Source organism: Lentzea sp. NPDC051838 (assembly GCF_040681245.1).
Taxonomy (GTDB): Bacteria; Actinomycetota; Actinomycetes; order Mycobacteriales; family Pseudonocardiaceae; genus Lentzea.
On record NZ_JBFAYI010000005.1, the window covers coordinates 245,912 to 264,396 of the forward strand.

18 protein-coding genes are annotated in these 18,485 nt (G+C 66.3%); 8 read left to right on the top strand and 10 right to left on the bottom strand.

The window, feature by feature from the left end; genetic code table 11:
- Positions 1–13: 13 nt before the first annotated feature.
- The 6 genes from AB0M24_RS14815 to AB0M24_RS14840 all read right to left on the bottom strand — a co-directional run bounded on the left by AB0M24_RS14815 (position 14) and on the right by AB0M24_RS14840 (position 6,588).
- On the bottom strand, positions 14–775 hold the full coding sequence (locus AB0M24_RS14815) for a DeoR/GlpR family DNA-binding transcription regulator (protein WP_363766392.1): 762 nt from the start codon (positions 773–775) through the stop codon (positions 14–16).
- A gap of 213 nt (positions 776–988) precedes the next feature.
- A complete protein-coding gene (locus AB0M24_RS14820) occupies positions 989–2,470 on the bottom strand; it encodes a glycoside hydrolase family 13 protein (RefSeq protein WP_363766395.1) in 1,482 nt (493 codons plus the stop codon).
- An 11-nt stretch (positions 2,471–2,481) separates the two neighbouring features.
- A complete protein-coding gene (locus AB0M24_RS14825) occupies positions 2,482–3,315 on the bottom strand; it encodes a carbohydrate ABC transporter permease (protein ID WP_363766398.1) in 834 nt (277 codons plus the stop codon).
- Positions 3,312–4,169 (bottom strand): sugar ABC transporter permease, encoded by an 858-nt coding sequence (locus tag AB0M24_RS14830; RefSeq protein WP_363766401.1) that lies wholly within the window; start codon positions 4,167–4,169, stop codon positions 3,312–3,314. Before AB0M24_RS14830 ends, AB0M24_RS14825 begins: the two co-directional genes overlap by 4 nt.
- Positions 4,170–5,498: an extracellular solute-binding protein gene (locus AB0M24_RS14835; RefSeq protein WP_363766404.1), complete on the bottom strand. Its 1,329-nt coding sequence runs from the start codon at positions 5,496–5,498 to the stop codon at positions 4,170–4,172.
- 106 nt (positions 5,499–5,604) lie between these two features.
- Entirely contained in the window at positions 5,605–6,588 is a 984-nt protein-coding gene (locus tag AB0M24_RS14840; protein WP_363766407.1) for a substrate-binding domain-containing protein, read from the bottom strand.
- A 127-nt stretch (positions 6,589–6,715) separates the two neighbouring features.
- On the opposite strand from AB0M24_RS14840, the gene AB0M24_RS14845 reads away from it, so the two are divergent.
- A complete protein-coding gene (locus AB0M24_RS14845) occupies positions 6,716–7,651 on the top strand; it encodes a hypothetical protein (protein ID WP_363766410.1) in 936 nt (311 codons plus the stop codon).
- A gap of 179 nt (positions 7,652–7,830) precedes the next feature.
- Here AB0M24_RS14845 and AB0M24_RS14850 read toward each other — a convergent pair whose 3' ends face one another.
- Together AB0M24_RS14850 and AB0M24_RS14855 are read right to left on the bottom strand one after the other, a co-directional pair.
- Positions 7,831–8,964 (bottom strand): hypothetical protein, encoded by a 1,134-nt coding sequence (locus AB0M24_RS14850; protein WP_363766413.1) that lies wholly within the window; start codon positions 8,962–8,964, stop codon positions 7,831–7,833.
- A gap of 91 nt (positions 8,965–9,055) precedes the next feature.
- Complete coding sequence (locus AB0M24_RS14855) at positions 9,056–9,853, bottom strand: FCD domain-containing protein (RefSeq protein WP_363766416.1); 798 nt, start codon at positions 9,851–9,853, stop codon at positions 9,056–9,058.
- A gap of 158 nt (positions 9,854–10,011) precedes the next feature.
- Between AB0M24_RS14855 and AB0M24_RS14860 the strand changes: the two genes are divergently transcribed.
- From AB0M24_RS14860 to AB0M24_RS14875, 4 genes are all read left to right on the top strand, one after another.
- Positions 10,012–10,164, top strand: coding sequence for a hypothetical protein (locus tag AB0M24_RS14860; protein ID WP_363766419.1), 153 nt, complete (start codon positions 10,012–10,014; stop codon positions 10,162–10,164).
- Between the two features lie 187 nt (positions 10,165–10,351).
- Positions 10,352–11,578 (top strand): HEXXH motif-containing putative peptide modification protein, encoded by a 1,227-nt coding sequence (locus tag AB0M24_RS14865; protein WP_363766422.1) that lies wholly within the window; start codon positions 10,352–10,354, stop codon positions 11,576–11,578.
- A 591-nt stretch (positions 11,579–12,169) separates the two neighbouring features.
- The gene (locus tag AB0M24_RS14870) at positions 12,170–12,355 is read left to right on the top strand and encodes a hypothetical protein (protein WP_363766425.1); all 186 of its coding nucleotides are present in this window, start codon (positions 12,170–12,172) and stop codon (positions 12,353–12,355) included.
- Between the two features lie 190 nt (positions 12,356–12,545).
- Positions 12,546–13,250 carry an LPXTG cell wall anchor domain-containing protein gene (locus tag AB0M24_RS14875; RefSeq protein ID WP_363766428.1) on the top strand — a complete coding sequence of 235 codons (705 nt, stop codon included), beginning with the start codon at positions 12,546–12,548 and terminating at the stop codon, positions 13,248–13,250.
- On the opposite strand, the gene AB0M24_RS14880 is transcribed toward AB0M24_RS14875, so the two are convergent.
- Both AB0M24_RS14880 and AB0M24_RS14885 read right to left on the bottom strand, forming a co-directional pair.
- Positions 13,247–14,038 (bottom strand): phosphotransferase, encoded by a 792-nt coding sequence (locus AB0M24_RS14880; protein ID WP_363766431.1) that lies wholly within the window; start codon positions 14,036–14,038, stop codon positions 13,247–13,249. The two genes, AB0M24_RS14875 and AB0M24_RS14880, sit on opposite strands and share 4 nt — an antisense overlap.
- A 16-nt stretch (positions 14,039–14,054) precedes the next feature.
- A complete protein-coding gene (locus AB0M24_RS14885) occupies positions 14,055–14,564 on the bottom strand; it encodes a DUF305 domain-containing protein (RefSeq protein WP_363767101.1) in 510 nt (169 codons plus the stop codon).
- A 144-nt stretch (positions 14,565–14,708) separates the two neighbouring features.
- Between AB0M24_RS14885 and ctaD the strand changes: the two genes are divergently transcribed.
- From ctaD to AB0M24_RS14900, 3 genes are all read left to right on the top strand, one after another.
- On the top strand, positions 14,709–16,493 hold the full coding sequence (ctaD, locus tag AB0M24_RS14890; RefSeq protein ID WP_363766434.1) for a cytochrome c oxidase subunit I: 1,785 nt from the start codon (positions 14,709–14,711) through the stop codon (positions 16,491–16,493).
- Positions 16,494–16,574: 81 nt separating this feature from the next.
- Positions 16,575–17,789: a phosphoserine phosphatase SerB gene (serB, locus tag AB0M24_RS14895; protein WP_363766437.1), complete on the top strand. Its 1,215-nt coding sequence runs from the start codon at positions 16,575–16,577 to the stop codon at positions 17,787–17,789.
- Positions 17,789–18,466, top strand: coding sequence for a peptidyl-tRNA hydrolase (locus AB0M24_RS14900; protein WP_363766440.1), 678 nt, complete (start codon positions 17,789–17,791; stop codon positions 18,464–18,466). Before serB ends, AB0M24_RS14900 begins: the two co-directional genes overlap by 1 nt.
- The last annotated feature ends 19 nt before the right edge of the window (positions 18,467–18,485 follow it).

Sequence of the window (18,485 nt, forward strand, 5' to 3'; positions counted from 1 at the left end):
GGCTGGAAAGTGCTCAGGCTCTGAGCACTTTGGGCCCGAGCAGGGAGTAGCGGTGGGCCTCGTGGGCGGAGAGGCCCGAGTCGGTGACGATCGCCTCGAGGTCGCTGACCTCGGCGAATCGATGAAAACTGGAGACGCCGAACTTGGTGTGGGTGCCGACGAAGATCTTCCGCCGAGCCACGCCGAGCGCCTTGGCCTTGACCGCACCGACCGCGGGATCGGGTGTCGTCAGGCCGTGCTCGCGGGAGATCCCGTTCGCACCGATGTAGGCGAGGTCGATCACCATCTCGCCGAGCATCCTCGTGGTCCAGTGGTCCACAGTGGCCAGTGTGTGGCCGCGAACCCTACCGCCCAGCAACAGAACCGTGCAGGACGGGTGCTCCGACATCGCCGCGGCGGTCGGCAGCGACGCCGTGATGATCGTGAGCGGGTTGGTTGTGGGCAACGCCTCCGCGACGAGCTGCGGTGTGTAGCCCTCGTCGATGAACACGGTCTCGGCGTCGTCGATCCGTTCAGCGGCGGCCTTCGCGATGCGCCGCTTCTCCGGCACGTGCGACCCGGCGCGGAACCTCAGCCCCGTCTCGAAACCGGCGCTCTCGACCGGGATGCCGCCACCGTGCGTGCGGCGCACCAAGCCGTGTTCGTCGAGCACTCGCAGGTCTCGCCGGACCGTTTCGGGTGCGACGTTCAGTTCCTGCGCCATCTCCACCACGTCGACGCGGCCGTCGGCGCGGGCCCTGGCCAGGATGCGCCGCTTGCGTTCTTCGGCTCGCATGTCACCTGCCCACTCGGCTATCCGGGTGCCCGTTCGGGCTGTGCATAGATGAAACACCCTCGAAACATTGTGGTGGCCGCCACAACTGGGTGACATCCTGCCCGGTTTTCGCCCGGTTCGCCGTGCGTAATCGCCTGTTCACGCAGTTCGGGCAGACCGGGCATGCCCGAAAGCATGTCCCCGTCTGCCCGAATTGACCCCTCGGTGATGTGGCTAGGCGAGCCAGGCGGCCGCGTCGTGCGGCAACTTGCCGTCCTCCAGCGGGATGCTTGACAACGTTGGCGTGCCCGGCAGGTCGATCGGTGCGCCGGACAGGTTCACCACGCAGGTGTGGGCGCCGCGCTTGAACGCCAGCACGTTCTCGCCCAGGTCGAGCCACTCCAGGTCGCCGTCGATCGCGCGGCGCTGTGCGAACACCTCGCGGTAGAGGGCGAGCATCGATTCAGGATCGTCCGTCTGGGCCGCGACCGAGAACTCCTGCCAGTTGGCAGGTTGGGGGAGCCAGCTCGGACCGTCCTCACTGGACCAGGGGAGGGGCACGCGGCAACCGTCGCGGCCTCGGTCGGTGAAGCCGGAGCGGTGCCAGACCGGGTCTTCACGGAGCTCGTCCGGCAGGTCTTCCACTTCCCAGAGGCCCAGTTCCTCGCCCTGGTAGACGTACACGCCACCGGGCAGCGCTGCCGTGAGCATGATTGCCGCACGGGCTCTGCGCGTGCCGAGCTCGAAGTCGGTCGGGGCTGCATGTTGCCTGTCCGCGAAGGAAAATCCGGTCTTCTCGCGGCCGTAACGGGTCACGTGCCGCGTCACGTCGTGGTTGGAGAGCACCCAGGTCGGTGGCGCGCCAACGGGTTCGTGCGCGTCCAGCGTGTCGTCGACGACCTGGCGCAGCTCTTGGGCGTTCCACGGGCAGCAGAGGAAGTCGAAGTTGAACGCGGAGTGCATCTCGTCCGGGCGCAGGTACCGGGCGAACCGGATCGGGTCCGGCAGCCACATCTCGCCGACGAGAATCCGGTCGCCGTCGTACTCGTCGACGATCTCGCGCCAGCGGCGGTAGATCTCGTGCACACCGTCCTGGTCGGAGTAGGGCTGGTCGGCGTCGGGCTTCGAGAAGTCCTTGACCAGGCCGTCCGCCACGTCGATGCGGAACCCGTCGACGCCGCGGTCGAGCCAGAACCGCAGGATGTCCTCGAACTCGTCCTCGACGGCCTGGTTCTCCCAGTTGAAGTCGGGTTGTTCGGCGGCATAGAGGTGCAGATACCAGCGGCCGTCCGGCAGTTTGCTCCACGCCGGGCCGCCGAACCGCGACTTCCAGTCGTTCGGGAGCTCTTCCGTGTCGCGAATGTGGAAGCGGTCCCACAGGCCGTCCTTGAACCACGGGTGCTGGTCGCTGCAGTGGTTCGGGACGAGGTCGATGATGATCCGGATGCCTAGCCCGTGCGCGTCCGCGATGAGTTTTTCCGCGTCCGCAAGGGATCCGAAGACCGGTTCGATGTCGCGGTAGTCGGCCACGTCGTAGCCGCCGTCGGCGAGCGGGCTCGGATACCAGGGGTTCAGCCAGATCGCGTCGAAGCCGAGGCTCGCGATGTGCTGGAGCTTGGCGCGGAGGCCGGCCAGGTCGCCGATGCCGTCCCCGTTGCCGTCCGCGAAGCTCCGGAGGTAGACCTGGTAGATGGATGCGTTGCGCCACCAACTCATCTGGGGTCCTTTCAGCCTTTTACGCCGCCCGCGGTGAGCCCCGCGAGGATGTGCCGCTGGAACGCCAGGAACAGCGCGACCATCGGCAGGCTCGCGAGCACGAGGCCCGCGAGCAGGAGGTTGATCGGGGTGTCGGGGGCGAAGCGTTGAAGCGCGACGCTGAGCGTCTGCTTCGCCGGGTCGGGAAACACGAGCAGCGGCCAGATGAAGTCCTTCCAGGCCGCGACGACCGCGAAGATCGAGACGACGGCGAGGATGGGCCGCGAGATCGGCAGGATGATTTTTATGAGCGTCGTCCACGTGTTGGCGCCGTCGATCTTCGCTGCTTCCAGCAGTTCTTCGGGGATCTGGTCGAAGAAGCGCTTGAGCAGGTAGACGTTCAGCGCGTTCGCGGCGGCCGGGAACCAGATGCCCGCCGGGTTGTTGAGCAGGTCGAGGTCGGTGAGCGTGAGGTAGACCGGCACCAGCAACGCCGTCGCCGGCAGCATGAGCGTGGCCAGCATCAGGCCCATGATCACGTTGCCGAAGATCGGTCGCAGTTTGCTGAGCGCGTAGGCCGCCGGGACGATCACGGCCATCTGCACGGCCCACGCGCCGATCGCGACGACGAACGTGTTGAGGAAGAACCTGCCGAGGTCCATGTAGTTCCAGGCGTTGACGTACGCGCCCGGTTCCCAGGTCTCTGGCAGGATCGTCGGGGGTTGCTGGGCCAGTTCGGCCGGTGGTTTGAACGCGCCGAGCAGCACCCAGATGAGCGGGAGCAGGAAGGCCGCGGTGAACAGGATCAGGGTGATGCTGAGGACGACCCAGTAGGCCTTGCCCGTGCCTTTGGTGACAGTCCTCATGCGTCGGCCTTCCTGGTGATCTTCAGGTAGAGGAAGGAGAAGACGGCCAGCACCATGAAGAGGATCAGGCTGAGCGCGCTCGCGGTGCCGAAGTCGTTGTAGTAGAAGGCGTAGCGGTAGAGCAGGAGCAGCACGGTGACCGTGGACTCCTCCGGGCCACCGCCGGTCATGACGAACGGCTCGGTGAAGATCTGCATGGTCGCCACGACCTGGAGCAGCAGGAGCATCAGGATCACGAACTTGGTCTGCGGGATCGTGACGTGCCAGATCTTCTTGAGGATTCCGGCGCCGTCCAGGTCCGCTGCCTCGTACAGCTCGCCGGGGATGGTCTGCAGCGCCGCGAGGTAGATCAGCGTGGCACTTCCCATGTTCGCCCAGGTGATGACGAGCACGAGGCTGATCATGCTGGTGCTGCTGGAGTCGAGCCATTGGGACGTCGGCAGGCCCAGTCCTCTTAGGACTGAGTTGAACAGGCCTGGTCCCGGGTCGTAGAACCACTTCCACAGCAGTGCCGTGACGACCGGTGGGAGCATCACCGGCAGGTAGACCAGGAGTCGGAAGTAGCCCTTGGCGTGGCGGAGTTCGTTGAGCACCACGGCGGTGATGAACGGGACGCCGAAGCCGATGATCAAGGCCAGGATCGTGAAGTACAGCGTGTTGCGCCACGCCACCAGGAACAGCGGGTCCGCGAAGAGTCGTTCGAAGTTCTCCCAGCCCACCCAGTCAGGGCTCGTGACGAAGTTGACCTGCTGGAAGCTCAGGACGACGCCGCGCACGATGGGCCACCAGGAGAAGATCGCGAAGACGACCAGCGCGAGGCTGAGGAAGCCGTACGCGGTGACGTGGCGCCGCACTTACTTCACCTGTGCCAGAACGGCGTTGACCTTGGTCTCCGCGTCCTTGAGCAACGCGGCGTGGTCGGCGTCCTTGTTCGTCAGCGCGGCCTGCACGACGGTGTCGAGGATCGCGTAGACCTGCTGCGCCTGCGGCGGTTCGAGCGAGCCCTTGGTCTGCTCCGAACCGTCCACATAGGCCTGGAAGTTCTTGACCGGCATGGTGGCGAACTTGGCCTTGAGCTCTTCCTGCTTCTTGCGCGGCTCACCGGTCCAGATGTCGGCGATCGGCGGGATCGGCAGGCCGACGGGCTGGCCGCGGTCCTTGTACTTCTGCAGGTTCTCCTCGAGGCGGTCCGGGTTCAGGTACTTCCACTGGACCCACTTGAGACCTGCCTTGATCTTCTCCGGCGTGGCCTTGGGGTTGATCATGTAGCCCTCGCCGCCGAGCAGGGTGCCCTTCTGGTCCGGGATCGCGGCCAGGCCGTAGTCGTCGTACTTGCCCTTGAACTGGTTGACGATCGTGGCGACGTTGTCGGGTGCGGCGAGGTACATGCCGAGCTGACCCGCGCCCATCATGTTCTGCACGTCGCCGATCTCCAGGAGCTGCTTCTCGCCCATGGAGTTGTCGTCCCAGCGCATCTCCTTGAGGCGCCGCAGGACTTCCTTGCCCTTGTCGTTGTTGAAGTCGGCTTTGTAGGAGTCGCCGTCCTTGCGCGCGATGTCACCGCCGACGGACTTCATCCACGTGGTGAAGTGCCAGCCGCCCTGGTTGCTCTTGCTGTACTCGGCGAACCCGGTGACGCCGGCGTCCTTGAGCTTCTTGGCGGCTGTTCTTACTTCGTCCCACGTCTTCGGTGGTGAGTCGGGGTTCAGGCCGGCCTTGGTGAAGTTGGTGCGGCTGTAGAGCAGGCCCATCGTGTAGTTGGCGGTGGGCAGGCCGTAGACCTTGCCGTCGGCCGTGAAGACGTCCTTGAGCTCCTGCTTGAGGTCGCCGTAGTACTTGACGTCCTTGACGTAGGGGGTCAGGTCGGCGGCCTGTTTCCTCGCGATGAGCGCCGCGGGGTCGGTGAAGTAGACGTAGAAGACGTCCTCGAGCTGGCCGCCGGCGAGCTTGGCGGAGAACGTCTTCGGGTCCATGAACCCCTCGTGCGGCACGAGGTCGATGTCCGGGTTCTGCTTCTCGAACTCCGCCACGTCCTCGTCGAAGACCTTGCGGTCGAACGCCTGGGTCTGCGGTGGCTGGCCGTTGATGTTGATCTGGACCTTGCCGCCGGGCTCGGTCGTGGAACCGCTCCCACAGCCAGCGACCAGGACACAGCCCAGCAGCACGGCAGCGGACTTCTTCATGGTGGGGCCGCCCTTCTCGCGAGCGCGTCGATGTGACGGCGACCATAAGTCGTCGTTACATCTGAACGCAATATCTAGACGAAAACTCGCAAGAAGCTGACTTCGTTTAGCGGGCGGGTGCGCTGGACGCCCTCACCACCAGTTCGGGCTCGAAGAGGAGCTCGTCCGGCGCGACCGCGTTGCCGGAGATCTGGTTGGCGAGCAGCTCGACCGCGGCCCGTCCCATGGCCTCAATCGGCTGGCGGACCGTGGTGAGGGGCGGATCGGTGCAGGTCATGAACGCCGAATCGTCATAACCGATGATCGACACGTCCTTGGGCACATCGAGCCCTGCTCTGCGGACGGCCCGGATTGCTCCAAGTGCGAGTGGGTCGCTCGCGCAGATGATCGCCGTGACGCCGCGTTGTACGAGCTTCGTCGCCGCCGCCTGTCCGCCCTCAAGGCTGAACATGGCGTGCTCGACGTCGGCGCCACCCTGCCTCGTGATGGCCTCCAGTTTTCGTTGGCTGGGCACGTGGTCCGGCGGTCCGAGCACCGCGCCGATCCTCTTGTGTCCCAACGAGGTCAGGTGGCCGTACGCCTGCTCCACGGCCACCGCGTCGTCGCACGACACCCTCGGGAACGCGAGGTCGTCTATGGCAGCGTTGACCAGGACCGCGGGCAGCTTGCGGCTCATCATCTGCTGGTAGTGGCCGTGGCTGGCGTCCTTCTGGGCGTACAGGCCGCCGGCGAAGACGATTCCACTCACATGCTGCTCGAGCAGCAGCTCCAGGTACTCCGCCTCGGTCACCCCGCCCGCCGTCCTGGTGCACAGAACGGGCGTGAAACCCCTTTGCGCAAGCGCGTTGCCCACGACGTCGGCGAACGCGGGGAAGATCGGGTTCTGCAGCTCGGGCAGAACCAGCCCCACGAGCCTCGCCCGTTCACCCCTGAGTTGAGTGGGTCGTTCGTATCCGAGCACGTCAAGCGCGGTGAGGACGGCGCTCCGCGTGGCGTCCGAGACGCCCGGCTTGCCGTTCAGCACCCGGCTGACGGTGGCCTCGCTGACCCCGACCTTGGCCGCGACCTCGGCCAGCCTCCGTTGCGTCATGGCGCAAGTGTACGCAATTTCTTGCGCCCATTTGCGTAGGCCAGGCCGAACGGGTGAAGGCGTTGCAGGATGCGACGTCGCACTGCCTACGCTGAACGACCTGTTGATCGAGCCACGAGGAACCGCGATGGCAGATCCAGTCCGGCCTGGCACGTCACCCGCGATCGCAGCGTTCTTCTCCGGCGCCGTCTCCGTGTTGCTGACGGTTGCCGCGACCCTGGTGAGCCTTCGCAACGAAGCCGACAAGAAGCAACTGTTCGACGTTCTCAACCTGGTCATGTACGCCACGAGCGCGGCGACCTTCCTGGTGCTGCTGTGGGTCATCAGCCTGGGTCTGCAACGTCGTCTGAGCCGGCTCCGGTCTTTGCGCGACATAGACCGGCACATCACCTGGCACGTCCGAATGCGCAAACGCACCGACCACCTCGAGGTGTTCGAGGACGGCACCGGTAGGTGGATTGCTGAGTGCGAGGTGGAGGCAGAGCCGGGAGTGGCGGTGGGCTGGGTGGCGTTCCCAGTGTTCTCCGCTGCCGCGAGGAACGCCGAACCGTGGCAAAGCGTCCGGGTGCGGAGGCTGGCGATCGACGGCAGGGATTACGACGCGCAGCGGTCGTACATCCGATTGAGCCGCGGATTTGTCGAAGGACCGCTGTTCGAGGGTCTCGTGAGAGAGGAGGGTGTTATCCGCGTCCCGGTGACTCTGGAGAAGGGACAGACGAGGCGCCACATCAGGCTGGAAGTCGATTTCAACAAGAGCATGCCCGCGTTGTTCACGGAGGAGTCGCACTCGGTGGACATCTCCTACATCACGGACGAGATCGACGTGCACGTGATCGGCGGTGACGGTCTGGAGATCTTCCCGTCCTCGAGCGCGTCGCATCTGGTTGAGGCTAGTCAGAACAAGGGAGAGCACGCCGACGCCCTGGAGTCGATCCTGCAGTCGAGTACCTGTCGGCACCGCGATGGGATTCACTGGCGCTCGAACACCGCCAAGCTCGGCTACCGCTACGAGTTCAAGTTCGTAGCACGTCGAGCGGAGTCGTCAGGCCCGTCGTCCGGGTAGCCTTTGCAGGCAACAGGGAGGGGACGAGATGACCTCCGACCGCGAGTTGCCAGGCGATGCCTCGACCACGGGTGCACACCCGTTCCCAGGCATTCCTCCGACGCCTGAACGGCCGGCACCTCAGGGCGAGCCGGTGCTGCCGGTCGACTGGTTCCGCCGCGCCCCGAACGGCGGCACGGTCAATGTCGCGCTTCCCGCCACATCAGAGCCACTCCATGACCCGGCAGCAGCCACGACCGAACCGTGAGGTCGTCGAGGTCGTCCGCCTTCAACCACTGCCCTGTCACGGTGTTGGAGCGGAACAGGAACGGCATGATCGAGAACTCGTGCATGGGGGACTGGTCGACCGTGAGCCCCTTGGCGTCGAACCTGATCTGCTCCACATAGGACGGATAGGGCGCCTGCCAGTAGCAGAAGCCTTCGTTGGTGCGCTGCAACATCCGTGACGTGACCGTGAGCCCTCGGATCGCTCTCACCAGGTGGTCTTCCGCGATACCGCTCAGATCGCACTCGAAGATGCGCAGATCGCCGAGATGGTTGTGGGGACTCAGTTTCGGCAGCGAACCCATGGCTTCGCGGAAGAACGTCAGGTAGTTCGGCCACTGGTCGAACTTCACCTCGAGCGGCGGGATCTGGCTCGGCGCGGCCGAACGGCTGGCACCGTCGTGGTCGATGTAGTCGATCGCGATCTGCGTCGAGTGCAGGACGTCGTCCACCGAGTCGAGGAACAGCGACGGGTCGGTGATGTAGTACAGCTCGAACAGCGGGTAGCGGCACGCCGCGCTGATGGTGTCGCGCAACAACACGTTGCTGGTGACGAAGATGACGAACCTGTCGACCGGGACGCTGTGCCGGAACTGATAGCTCTGCGTCGTGATCAGGTGGTACGTCTTGGCGTTGATGCCCTGCAGCTCCAACTTCACCGTCGTGTTCGTGCTGATGGTGAGGTCTTTGCCGTGCGGGCGCAGGCCGTCGCCACCGAGCACGCCGGAGACGACGTCCTGGTTCGCTTCGTTCGAGCCGTAGATCGACGAGAGGAACGTGCGCAGGACGTCGCTGGGCAGCAGGTGCTCGACGATGCTCGGGCCGGAGATCACGCTGAGCTCGGTGATCAGGCGGCGGTGCAGGAAGAGCTCGTAGGCGAGGAGCAGGAAGCCCGCCAGTGCCGGCAACGGCCACAGCACCACTAGGACGTCGTGCAGAAGGCTGCGCGCGGAGGGTTGCCACAGAAATGCCACGGCCACATCCGCTGCGGCGAGACCGAGGAGCGCGAACGCGACGGCCAGCGCCTGCTTGTGCCTGCGCGCCGCCACCACTCGTCGCCCGCCCCCTCACACCACCGGTTGTGCATACATGGTGGGAGTGATGCGGGGCGAGCGCCAGACCCTTTCGGTCAATGCCGTATCAGCGGCCCTGGCTCCAGATGGGGTTGTCTGACACCCCCACGTAGGTGCTGAGCGTGGCTCTCGGCGTCGAGTCTTCGGTGGCAACGTCGTTGTACAGACCCAGCAGGTGGGTGGTCATGGCGCTCTTCGCGCCCACTTCGTCGTGCCTGCGCAGGAACCAGATGATCTGGTCGTGCTGGTCGGCGGATCTGTTGTGCACCTCGCGGGACGGGTGCGCGTGCCGCTTGCAGTCCTGCAGGCCCGGCACGAGCGCCTGGTACATCTGCTCCAGCAGCTCGTTGTGGCTCGCCCGGATCACGGCCGAGTGGAACTCCTCGTCCGACTCGATCACTTCCTGCACGTCGTCCACTGGCGCGACCCGGTACCGGCGGTTGACCTTGGCCAGCTCGTCGAGTTCGCCGTCGCCCGCGCGGACCGCGGCGAGACTCGTGGCCGTGGTCTCCAGAGCAATGCGCACTTCCAGCAAATCGGTGTGCGAGAACTGGCGGGCCGCGAGCTTGCCCTCGAGGTGTTCCTCGACTGCCGCGAGGTCGGTGCGGCGCACGTACCAGCCGAGCCCGCGCCGCACCTCCACGATGCCTTGGAGCTGCAACCGCTGCAGAGCTGTACGCAGCGACGACCGGGCGACATCCAGTTTGCGGGCCAGTTCCGGCTCGGTGGGGAGGCGGTCGCCGGCCTTCAGGGTGCCGCCGATGATCTGCTCACGGAGCTTCTGCTCGATCAGCTCCGGCAGAGGCCGTCGCGAATCAGGCGAGAGCGACCAGCTCTCGCCGAGATGTGCGTCGTCGGCGGGCATTGGTCCAGTTTAGGCCTGTTGCCTCCGGGTTGCAACTTGTCTGGCAACCCGGCGACCGTTGACAGACAACCTACAACGCGAGATCCTTCTACCAGGCAAGACGCCCAGGACCGCCCACACCTGGGAGCACGTACTTGCCTAGTCGGGAGGGAATCGAGATGTCTGCACAAGGTGCACTCGGAATCGCCGCCGCCGTAGCAGTCGCCGTCACCGCTATCGGCTGGCGCACCGTGATCACGATGATCGCAGTCTCGGTCGTCGCGCTTGCCGTCGTCGGCTTCGTGAACGTCACCAGCATCATGTTCGGCTGATGAGCAGATCCAGCAGCAACAACCCGGTGCCCGGCCCGCGTCGCTCCCGACGCAGGCCGGGCACCGGTCTTTTGGGGGTGTCCCGTCGGCTTTCGTCACGGTGAGCGCTAGTGTTCCGCGCCATCCGGGCGCGGGACGTTTGTGCGCCAGTGACTCCACACCGCCGGTAGTGAATACGGGGTCTTTGATGTTGAGTTCTGAGTCAACGGCGACGCACGTCCTGCACGCGGCGATCGCGCCCGCCGAAGAGCTGGTCGACGAGCGGCGCACGCTCTACCGGCTTGCCGCCGACCTCTTCGGGGTCGATCCGGCCGAGTTGTCGGACAACCTCGTAGATCACCCGATCGTCCGATACGAGATCGGACGAGCACTTGCGGGTCACGGAGACCTGACTTCAGAACAACTGCGCGCGGTCGCTGCCATGGGCGTGCGGGACGCCGGTGTCCCGGTCGCCTCCGATGCGTCGGCGGCGGCACAGCTCGAAGCACCACTTCGCATCATCAAAGCCCCTGGCACCACCCCCCTCCCACTGACCGAAGCCGACGGGCAGCGGTTCGAGTCCGCGGTCGAGATCGTCGCCGAGGGCGTGGCGCTGCTGCGCCGCGTCGCTCCCGAGATGGCTGGCGACCTGCTCGCTCACGTGTCGATGGTCGCGGTGCTGAACCGCGACACCTCTGGTGGTGTCGTTTCGGCGTCTTCCAGATACGCGCCCGGAATCGTGCTGATCGACGAGCCGTCAACGCCGATCGAGGTGGCGGAGGCTCTCGTGCACGAGGGCGCGCACGAGAAGTTCTTCGACTTGGCGATCACCCGGGAGTTCCTGGACTCGCACGCTGAAGAGGTCGAGCCTTTCCGGAGTTCGTGGGGCGGCGTGCCATGGCCGCTCGAGCAGGTCTACGCCGCATGGCATGCGTACAGCTGCCTCGCCCAGTTCTCCAGGCTCTACGGTGACGGGCCGTTGGGGCCTGACTCCCTCCTGGCTGTGGCCGCGGGCAGAGCGACCGAGATCGGCCGCTGGCTGCTCGACCACGAGTCGGACATCGGTGTCCACGCGCGCTGGTTGCTGCGCTCGTTCATGGGGGAGCCGGGTAAACGATCCGAGGTGGACAGTGGCCTGCTGTGTCCGGAGGTGGGCGCGGACGACCGATTCCGTGTGCGTTCCGACGTGCGAACGAGACGGGCGGCCTCGGGTCGCGTCGTCGTGGGGCAGCTGGTGTCCCGGCCGCCTTCGATCTGCTGGCTCAGCGCGGACGCGAGCTGGCTCGTGTCCCGGCTCGCCGTGAGCGTGGCGTTCGGTTCCGTGCTGGACGAGGCGACCGAGTTGTGGGCAGTCGACTCCGGCACGGCGTCGCTGCGCTTGAGGGCGGCCCTCGGTTCACTCCTGTCGAGCTTGATCATCGAGCCGGTGTCATGAGATGAATGCGGAACAGCCGTACGGTTTATCGACGGCCTTGGTGATCTTGTCGGCAAACTGCACCTGTGCCGGAGAAGTTCTCGGCCAAATGAGAGACGTCGGCGAATTCTTCTATTCCCAGCGGTGGGTGGCGCACTTAGGATGGCCGCCGGGATCAGAGGTTCGCCTCATGGCGCATCGGTCGTGGTCCTGCGCGTTCTCCGTCCCAAGTGGAGGGTTTCGGCAGGCCTCACCCGGTTGTGGTCTCAATGCCGTAAAGCTGCAGGTAGAAGGTCCTTGCTGCAAGCTGCGCAAGATGTACACTGCCGCATCCCTGTCCGTCGATGCGGCAGGAGATACCAGTCGGAAGCGACGTGCCGCCACCAGTTGCACGGGAGTTTCCGGCTGGTTGCTGTATTTGTGCTCTAAGCAACCGCCAGCGGTGTTCCGGTGAGCGGGGGGACGATAGACGATCGATATCGTTCCAGAGCACACCTTCAAGCAAGCGGGCATACAAGTTCGACACCATGCTGTGGGGAGTCGTGTCTGAGAACTCTCGGGATGTCTCGAGAGTTCCTCCGGGCAGGGCCCCGACCCACTCGAGAAGGAACCATGACCACCCCGAACCAGCCTCTTCGCCCGCACGCTTCCCACGGCGCAGGCGTTCCTGTTCCCCACCTCCCGACCGGGGTGGGCCCGGTCGGCCAGCCGGTCAACTCCGTTGACTGGTTCCGGCGGATGCCGACCGGTGGTGGCACCGTGTTCCTGCGACCCGCTGGGGTTGAGCAGAACGACTGATCGTCGTTCGCGCGTGTTGCCAAGGGGTCGGTTCGCCGGCCCCTTCGGCGTTCGGTCGTTCGGGCATACAACTTCACAGGGGCATAACAACTAGGCCACAGGGCGTACCTCAGGCCCCTTGTTACCCCGTTAGGGGGACGTCGATGGTCTTAGATCTCGGCATCCCGCCGACCTCAACGGAGTAACCCCGATGCGCCTGACGCCCCTGAGAAGATCCGGCCTGCTCGGTGCCGCCACCGTGGCTGCTGTGGCCTCGCTCGCCCTGGTGACCACCGCGTTCGCCCAGCCCGACAAGCCGGCTCCGACCTCCGGTGACCAGCGTGCCGTCGCGTACAGCGGCAACGTCGACATCGCCCACCCCGACGCCTGCACCGTGGGCGGGCTGACCGGGACTCCGGTCGGGCCCGGCGAGTTCACCTTCACCGGTGGCGTGGACAAGCTGGACCTCGACATCACCGCCGCGCCCGAGGGCGTCACGGGTGTCGTGGTGAAGGGCGCCGATGCCTACAACGTCTACCTCGCCGACAAGCTCGGCGCGCTGCCCTGGAACGACCTGCGGGCGCCGGACAAGAACGAGAAGGCCCCGGCGATCAGCCACTGGTACGCCTGTGTGGTCAAGAAGACGCCGAGCAGCAGCAGCTCGAGCAGCAGCTCCTCCACGACTTCCAGCTCGACCGTGACGCAGTCGTCGACCCCGAGCTCGTCCTCGACCTCCACGCCGACCTCGTCCTCGGAGGTCGTGGCCACCACGACGACTACGACGGTGGCCGCGCCGGTCGTTGACGACGACCTGGCCTCCACCGGTTTCGGGTCCGCTTGGCTGGTCGGCCTCGGCGCCGCTCTGCTGGCCGCCGGTGCCGCCGTGCTGTTCGTGCTGCGCAGGCGTCGCGCCTAGGAGTTCTCCATCAGCATGCCCCAGAGCGTGCCGAAGAGAATGCGCACTTCGACGTGGAACTCCACGTCCTGAGGAGCCGCCCCGCCGCCGTAGATCTCCACGGCGCGCTGGGCGGCTTCTTTGCCTGCGGCACCCGCGAGACAGGCCAGGTCCCAGGCGACGGGGCCGCGCCACGTGTCCTCGAAGTCGTTCCACACCGGACCGGAGGACGTCATCAGCAGGTTGCCGTAGTGCGAGTCGCCGTGCAGCGGCTGGACGTCGTTGTAGTGCTCGTCCCAGAGTTCGAGGAGCTCCGCGCGGCGCGAGTGGAACGGCTCCAGCCCCGCCACGCCCTGCCCGGCCAAGTAAGTCAGCGTGTGGTCGACGTCGTCGAGAGGGCCGCGCGCGGGCAGGGCGCCTGAGTACAGCCGGAGCTCGGCGTGCAGGTCGGGCAGCATCTTCAGAACGTCCGCGCGCGTCAGCTCTACAGCAGGATCGTGCGGAACGTAGGTGCTGAACGAGATCACGAAGCCGTCGAAGACGTGAGGTCCCGGGGCAAGCTCGGCAGAAGGCGTCACGACCGGCACGCCACGCGAAGCTAGGAACGCGGACACGGACAGGTCGCGACCGAAATGATCAGCCACCGACGGGCGCACCAGGGCCGTGCGCGCGGCGACGCGGGCCACTACCGGGGCCGGGCGCAGGTGCACGATGACATTGCTGCCGTCCTTCAGGACCGCAGGATCCGTGCTGACCACGCCATGAGAGGCCGCCAGCGCGACCGCCGCCTGAACCGCTGAGGTGCTCACAGCGACGAGGCTGGCATCAGCCCTGCGGGAGAAGCGACTCCATTTCCGAAATCTCCTTCTCCTGGTGGCTGATCACGTCCTGCGCCAGCGTGCGGGCGGCCGGGTCGGTGCCTGCCGTGAGGTGCTTCTGCGCCATCTCCACGGCGCCGCGGTGGTGCTGGATCATCAGCGAGAGCCACTGGCGGTCGAACTCGGTGCCGTCCAACGAAGCGAGGTCGCCCAGCTCGACCATGCCGTGGTTCTCAGTGTGGCCGTGCGAGGTGTGCGACGACGCCTGGACGGGCGCGTTCCAGTCGCGCAGCCAGCCGTTCATGCGGTCGATCTCCGGCTTCTGCGACGAGGAGATCCGCTTCGCCAGGTCGATCACGTGGGTGTTCGACGTGCGGGAGGCGACGAGATCGCTCATCTCCAGTGCCTGTTCGTGGTGCGGCACCATGCCCTGGGCGAACGCGACGTCCGCGGAGTTGTGCGTGGCGGGGGAGCCGCAGGCGGCGAGCAAAAGGACGGAAGCGACAGCGAGGACCATTCGGAGCACGGCGGCAGGATACGTGTGACCTGCGCTACGCCGCTGGCAGGCGGCCATGGCCCACCCGAATGGAGCTGATCGACGCCGTCTAATATCCCGGGGAGTTTCCCGAACGAACTGGTCCCACCAAGGCCTGGAGGCACCGTGACGGCCGTAGCCCCGCAGCCGATCGCAACGCGTCCTTATCCGACGCGCACTGCGGTCAAGGGGTCCTTCCTGCTGCGGATGTTCCGCACCACGGACCACAAGCAGATCGGCATCCTGTACCTGGTCACGAGCTTCGCCTTCTTCATGGTCGGCGGCGCGATGGCCATGCTGATGCGGACCGAGCTGGCCCGTCCCGGCATGCAGTTCCTCAGCCAGGAGCAGTTCAACCAGCTCTTCACGATGCACGGCACCGTGATGCTGCTGCTGTACGCGACGCCGATCGTCTTCGGCTTCGCGAACTTCGTGCTCCCGTTGCAGATCGGCTCGCCCGACGTGGCGTTCCCGCGTCTCAACGCGTTCTCGTACTGGCTGTACCTCTTCGGCGGCCTGATCGTGATGTCCGGCTTCATCACCCCCGGTGGTGCGGCCGACTTCGGCTGGTTCGCCTACACCCCGCTGAGCAACGCGATCCACTCGCCCGGCGTCGGCGCCGACCTGTGGATCTCCGGCCTCGTCATCGGTGGTCTGGGCACGATCCTCGGTGCGGTCAACATGATCACCACCGTGGTCTGCCTGCGCGCGCCCGGCATGACGATGTTCCGCATGCCGATCTTCACCTGGAACATCCTGGTGACGTCGGTGCTCGTGCTGCTCGCGTTCCCGATCCTCACCGCGGCCCTGCTGGGTCTGCTGGCGGACCGGCATCTCGGCGCCCACGTGTTCGACCCCGCCAACGGCGGCGTGATCCTGTGGCAGCACCTCTTCTGGTTCTTCGGCCACCCCGAGGTCTACATCGTCGCGCTGCCGTTCTTCGGCATCGTGTCGGAGATCTTCCCGGTGTTCAGCCGCAAGCCGATCTTCGGTTACAACGGCCTGGTCTACGCGACGCTCGGCATCGCGGCCCTGTCCGTCGCGGTGTGGGCGCACCACATGTACGCGACCGGCGCCGTGCTGCTGCCGTTCTTCGCCTTCATGACGTTCCTCATCGCGGTTCCGACCGGTGTGAAGTTCTTCAACTGGATCGGCACGATGTGGAAGGGCCAGCTGACGTTCGAGACGCCGATGCTCTTCTCGATCGGCTTCATCGTCACGTTCCTCTTCGGTGGTCTGTCCGGCATCCTGCTGGCCGCGCCGGCGATCGACTTCCACGTGTCGGACACGTACTTCGTCGTCGCGCACTTCCACTACGTGCTCTACGGCACGATCGTCTTCGCGACCTTCGCGGGCATCTACTTCTGGTTCCCGAAGATCACCGGCCGCTTCATGGACGAGCCGCTCGGCAAGCTGCACTTCTGGACGACGTTCATCGGCTTCCACGCGACGTTCCTCGTCCAGCACTGGCTGGGCAACGAGGGCATGCCGCGCCGGTACGCCGACTACCTGGCGTCCGACGGCTTCACGACGCTCAACATGGTCTCCACGATCGGTGCCTACATCCTGGGCGCGTCGACGCTGCCGTTCATCTGGAACGTCTTCCGCAGCTACCGCTTCGGTGAGGTCGTGACGGTGGACGACCCGTGGGGCTACGGCAACTCGCTCGAGTGGGCCACCTCGTCCCCGCCGCCGCGGCACAACTTCACCGAGCTGCCCCGGATCCGTTCGGAGCGCCCGGCGTTCGAGCTGCACTACCCGCACATGATCGAGCGGATTCGGAACGAGGGTCACGTGACCTTCACCGGCAAGACGATCGCCCACAAGGACGCGAAGCACACGCCGTCCGAGCTCGCGACCGCGGCTGTGGTTTCGGGCACGGCGTCCGAGAAGGACGACGACCACAAGTAACCTGCGCATTACAGGTTCAACGACGAGCCCCGACTGCTTCGCGCGGTCGGGGCTCGCCGCGTCTTACGAGGAGACGACGACGTGAAAACGCCCGTGCTGATCACCGTGACCGGCCCCGACAAGCCCGGTGTCTCCTCGGTGCTCTTCGCCGTGCTGACCAGGCACGGAGTCGAGGTGCTGGACGTGGAGCAGGTCGTGATCCGGGGCCGGCTGGTGCTCGGCGCGCTGGTGTCGACCGACCACGACCCCGAGGGCCTGCAGGAGTCGGTCGAGCAGGCCATGGCCACGGTCTCGATGCACGTGGAGATCGAGATCGGCGCCGACTCGAAGCGCACCGCCCGCCTGGAGTCGTCGCACGTCCTGATCGTGCTGGGCCGCCCGGTGACGGCCAAGGCGTTCACCGAGGTCGCGCGCCGGCTCGCGTCGCTCGGCGTGAACATCGACGCGATTCGCGGTGTCGCCGACTACCCCGTCACGGGTCTTGAGCTGCGGGTTTCCGTTGCGGATGACACGCTGGAGAACGACGCGGAGCTCCGGTCGGCGCTCGCCGAGGTGTCGGTGCGGATCGGCTTGGACATCGCGGTCGAGCGGGCGGGCCTCACGCGCAGGGCCAAGCGGCTGATCGTGTTCGACGTCGACTCGACGCTGATCCAGGGCGAGGTGATCGAGATGCTGGCCGCGCACGTCGGGTGCGAGGAGCAGGTGCGCGAGATCACAGAGGCCGCGATGCGCGGTGAGCTCGACTTCGGCGAGTCGCTGCGGCGCCGGGTCGCGCTGCTGGAAGGGCTCGACGAGAAGGTGCTGGACGAGGTCGGGGCGTCGCTGGAGCTCACGGCCGGTGCGCGCACGACGATCCGCACGTTGAAGCGGCTCGGTTTCTACTGCGGTGTGGTGTCCGGCGGGTTCACGTCGGTGATCACGCCTCTCGCGGACGAGCTGCACCTGGACTTCTGCGCGGCGAACACGCTGGAAGTCGAGGACGGCAAGCTGACCGGTCGCGTGATCGGCGAGATCGTCGACCGGCCGGGCAAGGCGGTGGCGCTGCGGCGGTTCGCCGAGGAGGCGGGCGTGTCGCTGGCGCAGTGCGTGGCCGTGGGGGACGGCGCCAACGACATCGACATGCTCGGCGCGGCCGGGCTGGGGATCGCGTTCAACGCCAAGCCCGCGTTGCGCGAGGTGGCGGACACCGCGCTGTCGCACCCGTTCCTGGACGCCGTGCTGTTCATCCTCGGCGTCACGCGGGCCGAGGTGGAGGCCGCCGATGCGGCGGACGGGCTGGAGCTGACCCGGCTGTGATGATTCTCGACCTGATCGCCTCGCGGAACTACGCCGAGGAGTCCGAAGTCCGCGCGATGCCGATGGTGTTGCGCATCGAACGCGTGGATCCGCCTTCGCGGACGGCGTTGCTGGAGGCCGCGGCTGCTTCGGCGGTCGCGGTGTGCCTCGATCCGCGTTCGGACGTCGGCGGTGAGTGGCACGAGGCTGTGCGGGCCTGGGTGGCCGGACGGATTCGCAAGGTGTCGCGGCGGGCGCGTGGTGTGCAGTGGGAGGCGGTGCAGGACCTGCCGGGCGTGACCATCACCGTGGACGGTGCTTCCGTGCGGTCCTTGCTGCCCGTGCTGGTGTCCGAGACGCCTCGTGAGGTCGCGAAGCTGCAGATTTCCGGCTCGGACCTGCCGGTGGACTCGCCGGGGCCGGTTCCCGAGGGTGCGCGGCTGCTGTACGTGAACCCGCGCGTCGAGATGTCTGCCGGGAAGCTCGCGGCGCAGGTCGGGCACGCGTCGATGTTGCTGGCGCCGCGGTTGTCGGTGTCCGAGCTGAAGGCTTGGGCCTCGTTGGACTACCGGTGTGCCGTGCGGACGCCGTCCGTGGCCGAGTGGGACTCGTTGATCCAGCGCGAGGACGTCGTGGCGGTGCGGGACGCGGGTTTCACGGAGGTCGAGCCGGGCACGACGACGGTACTTGCTGTTTGAGATCTGTCCGATCGGGTAA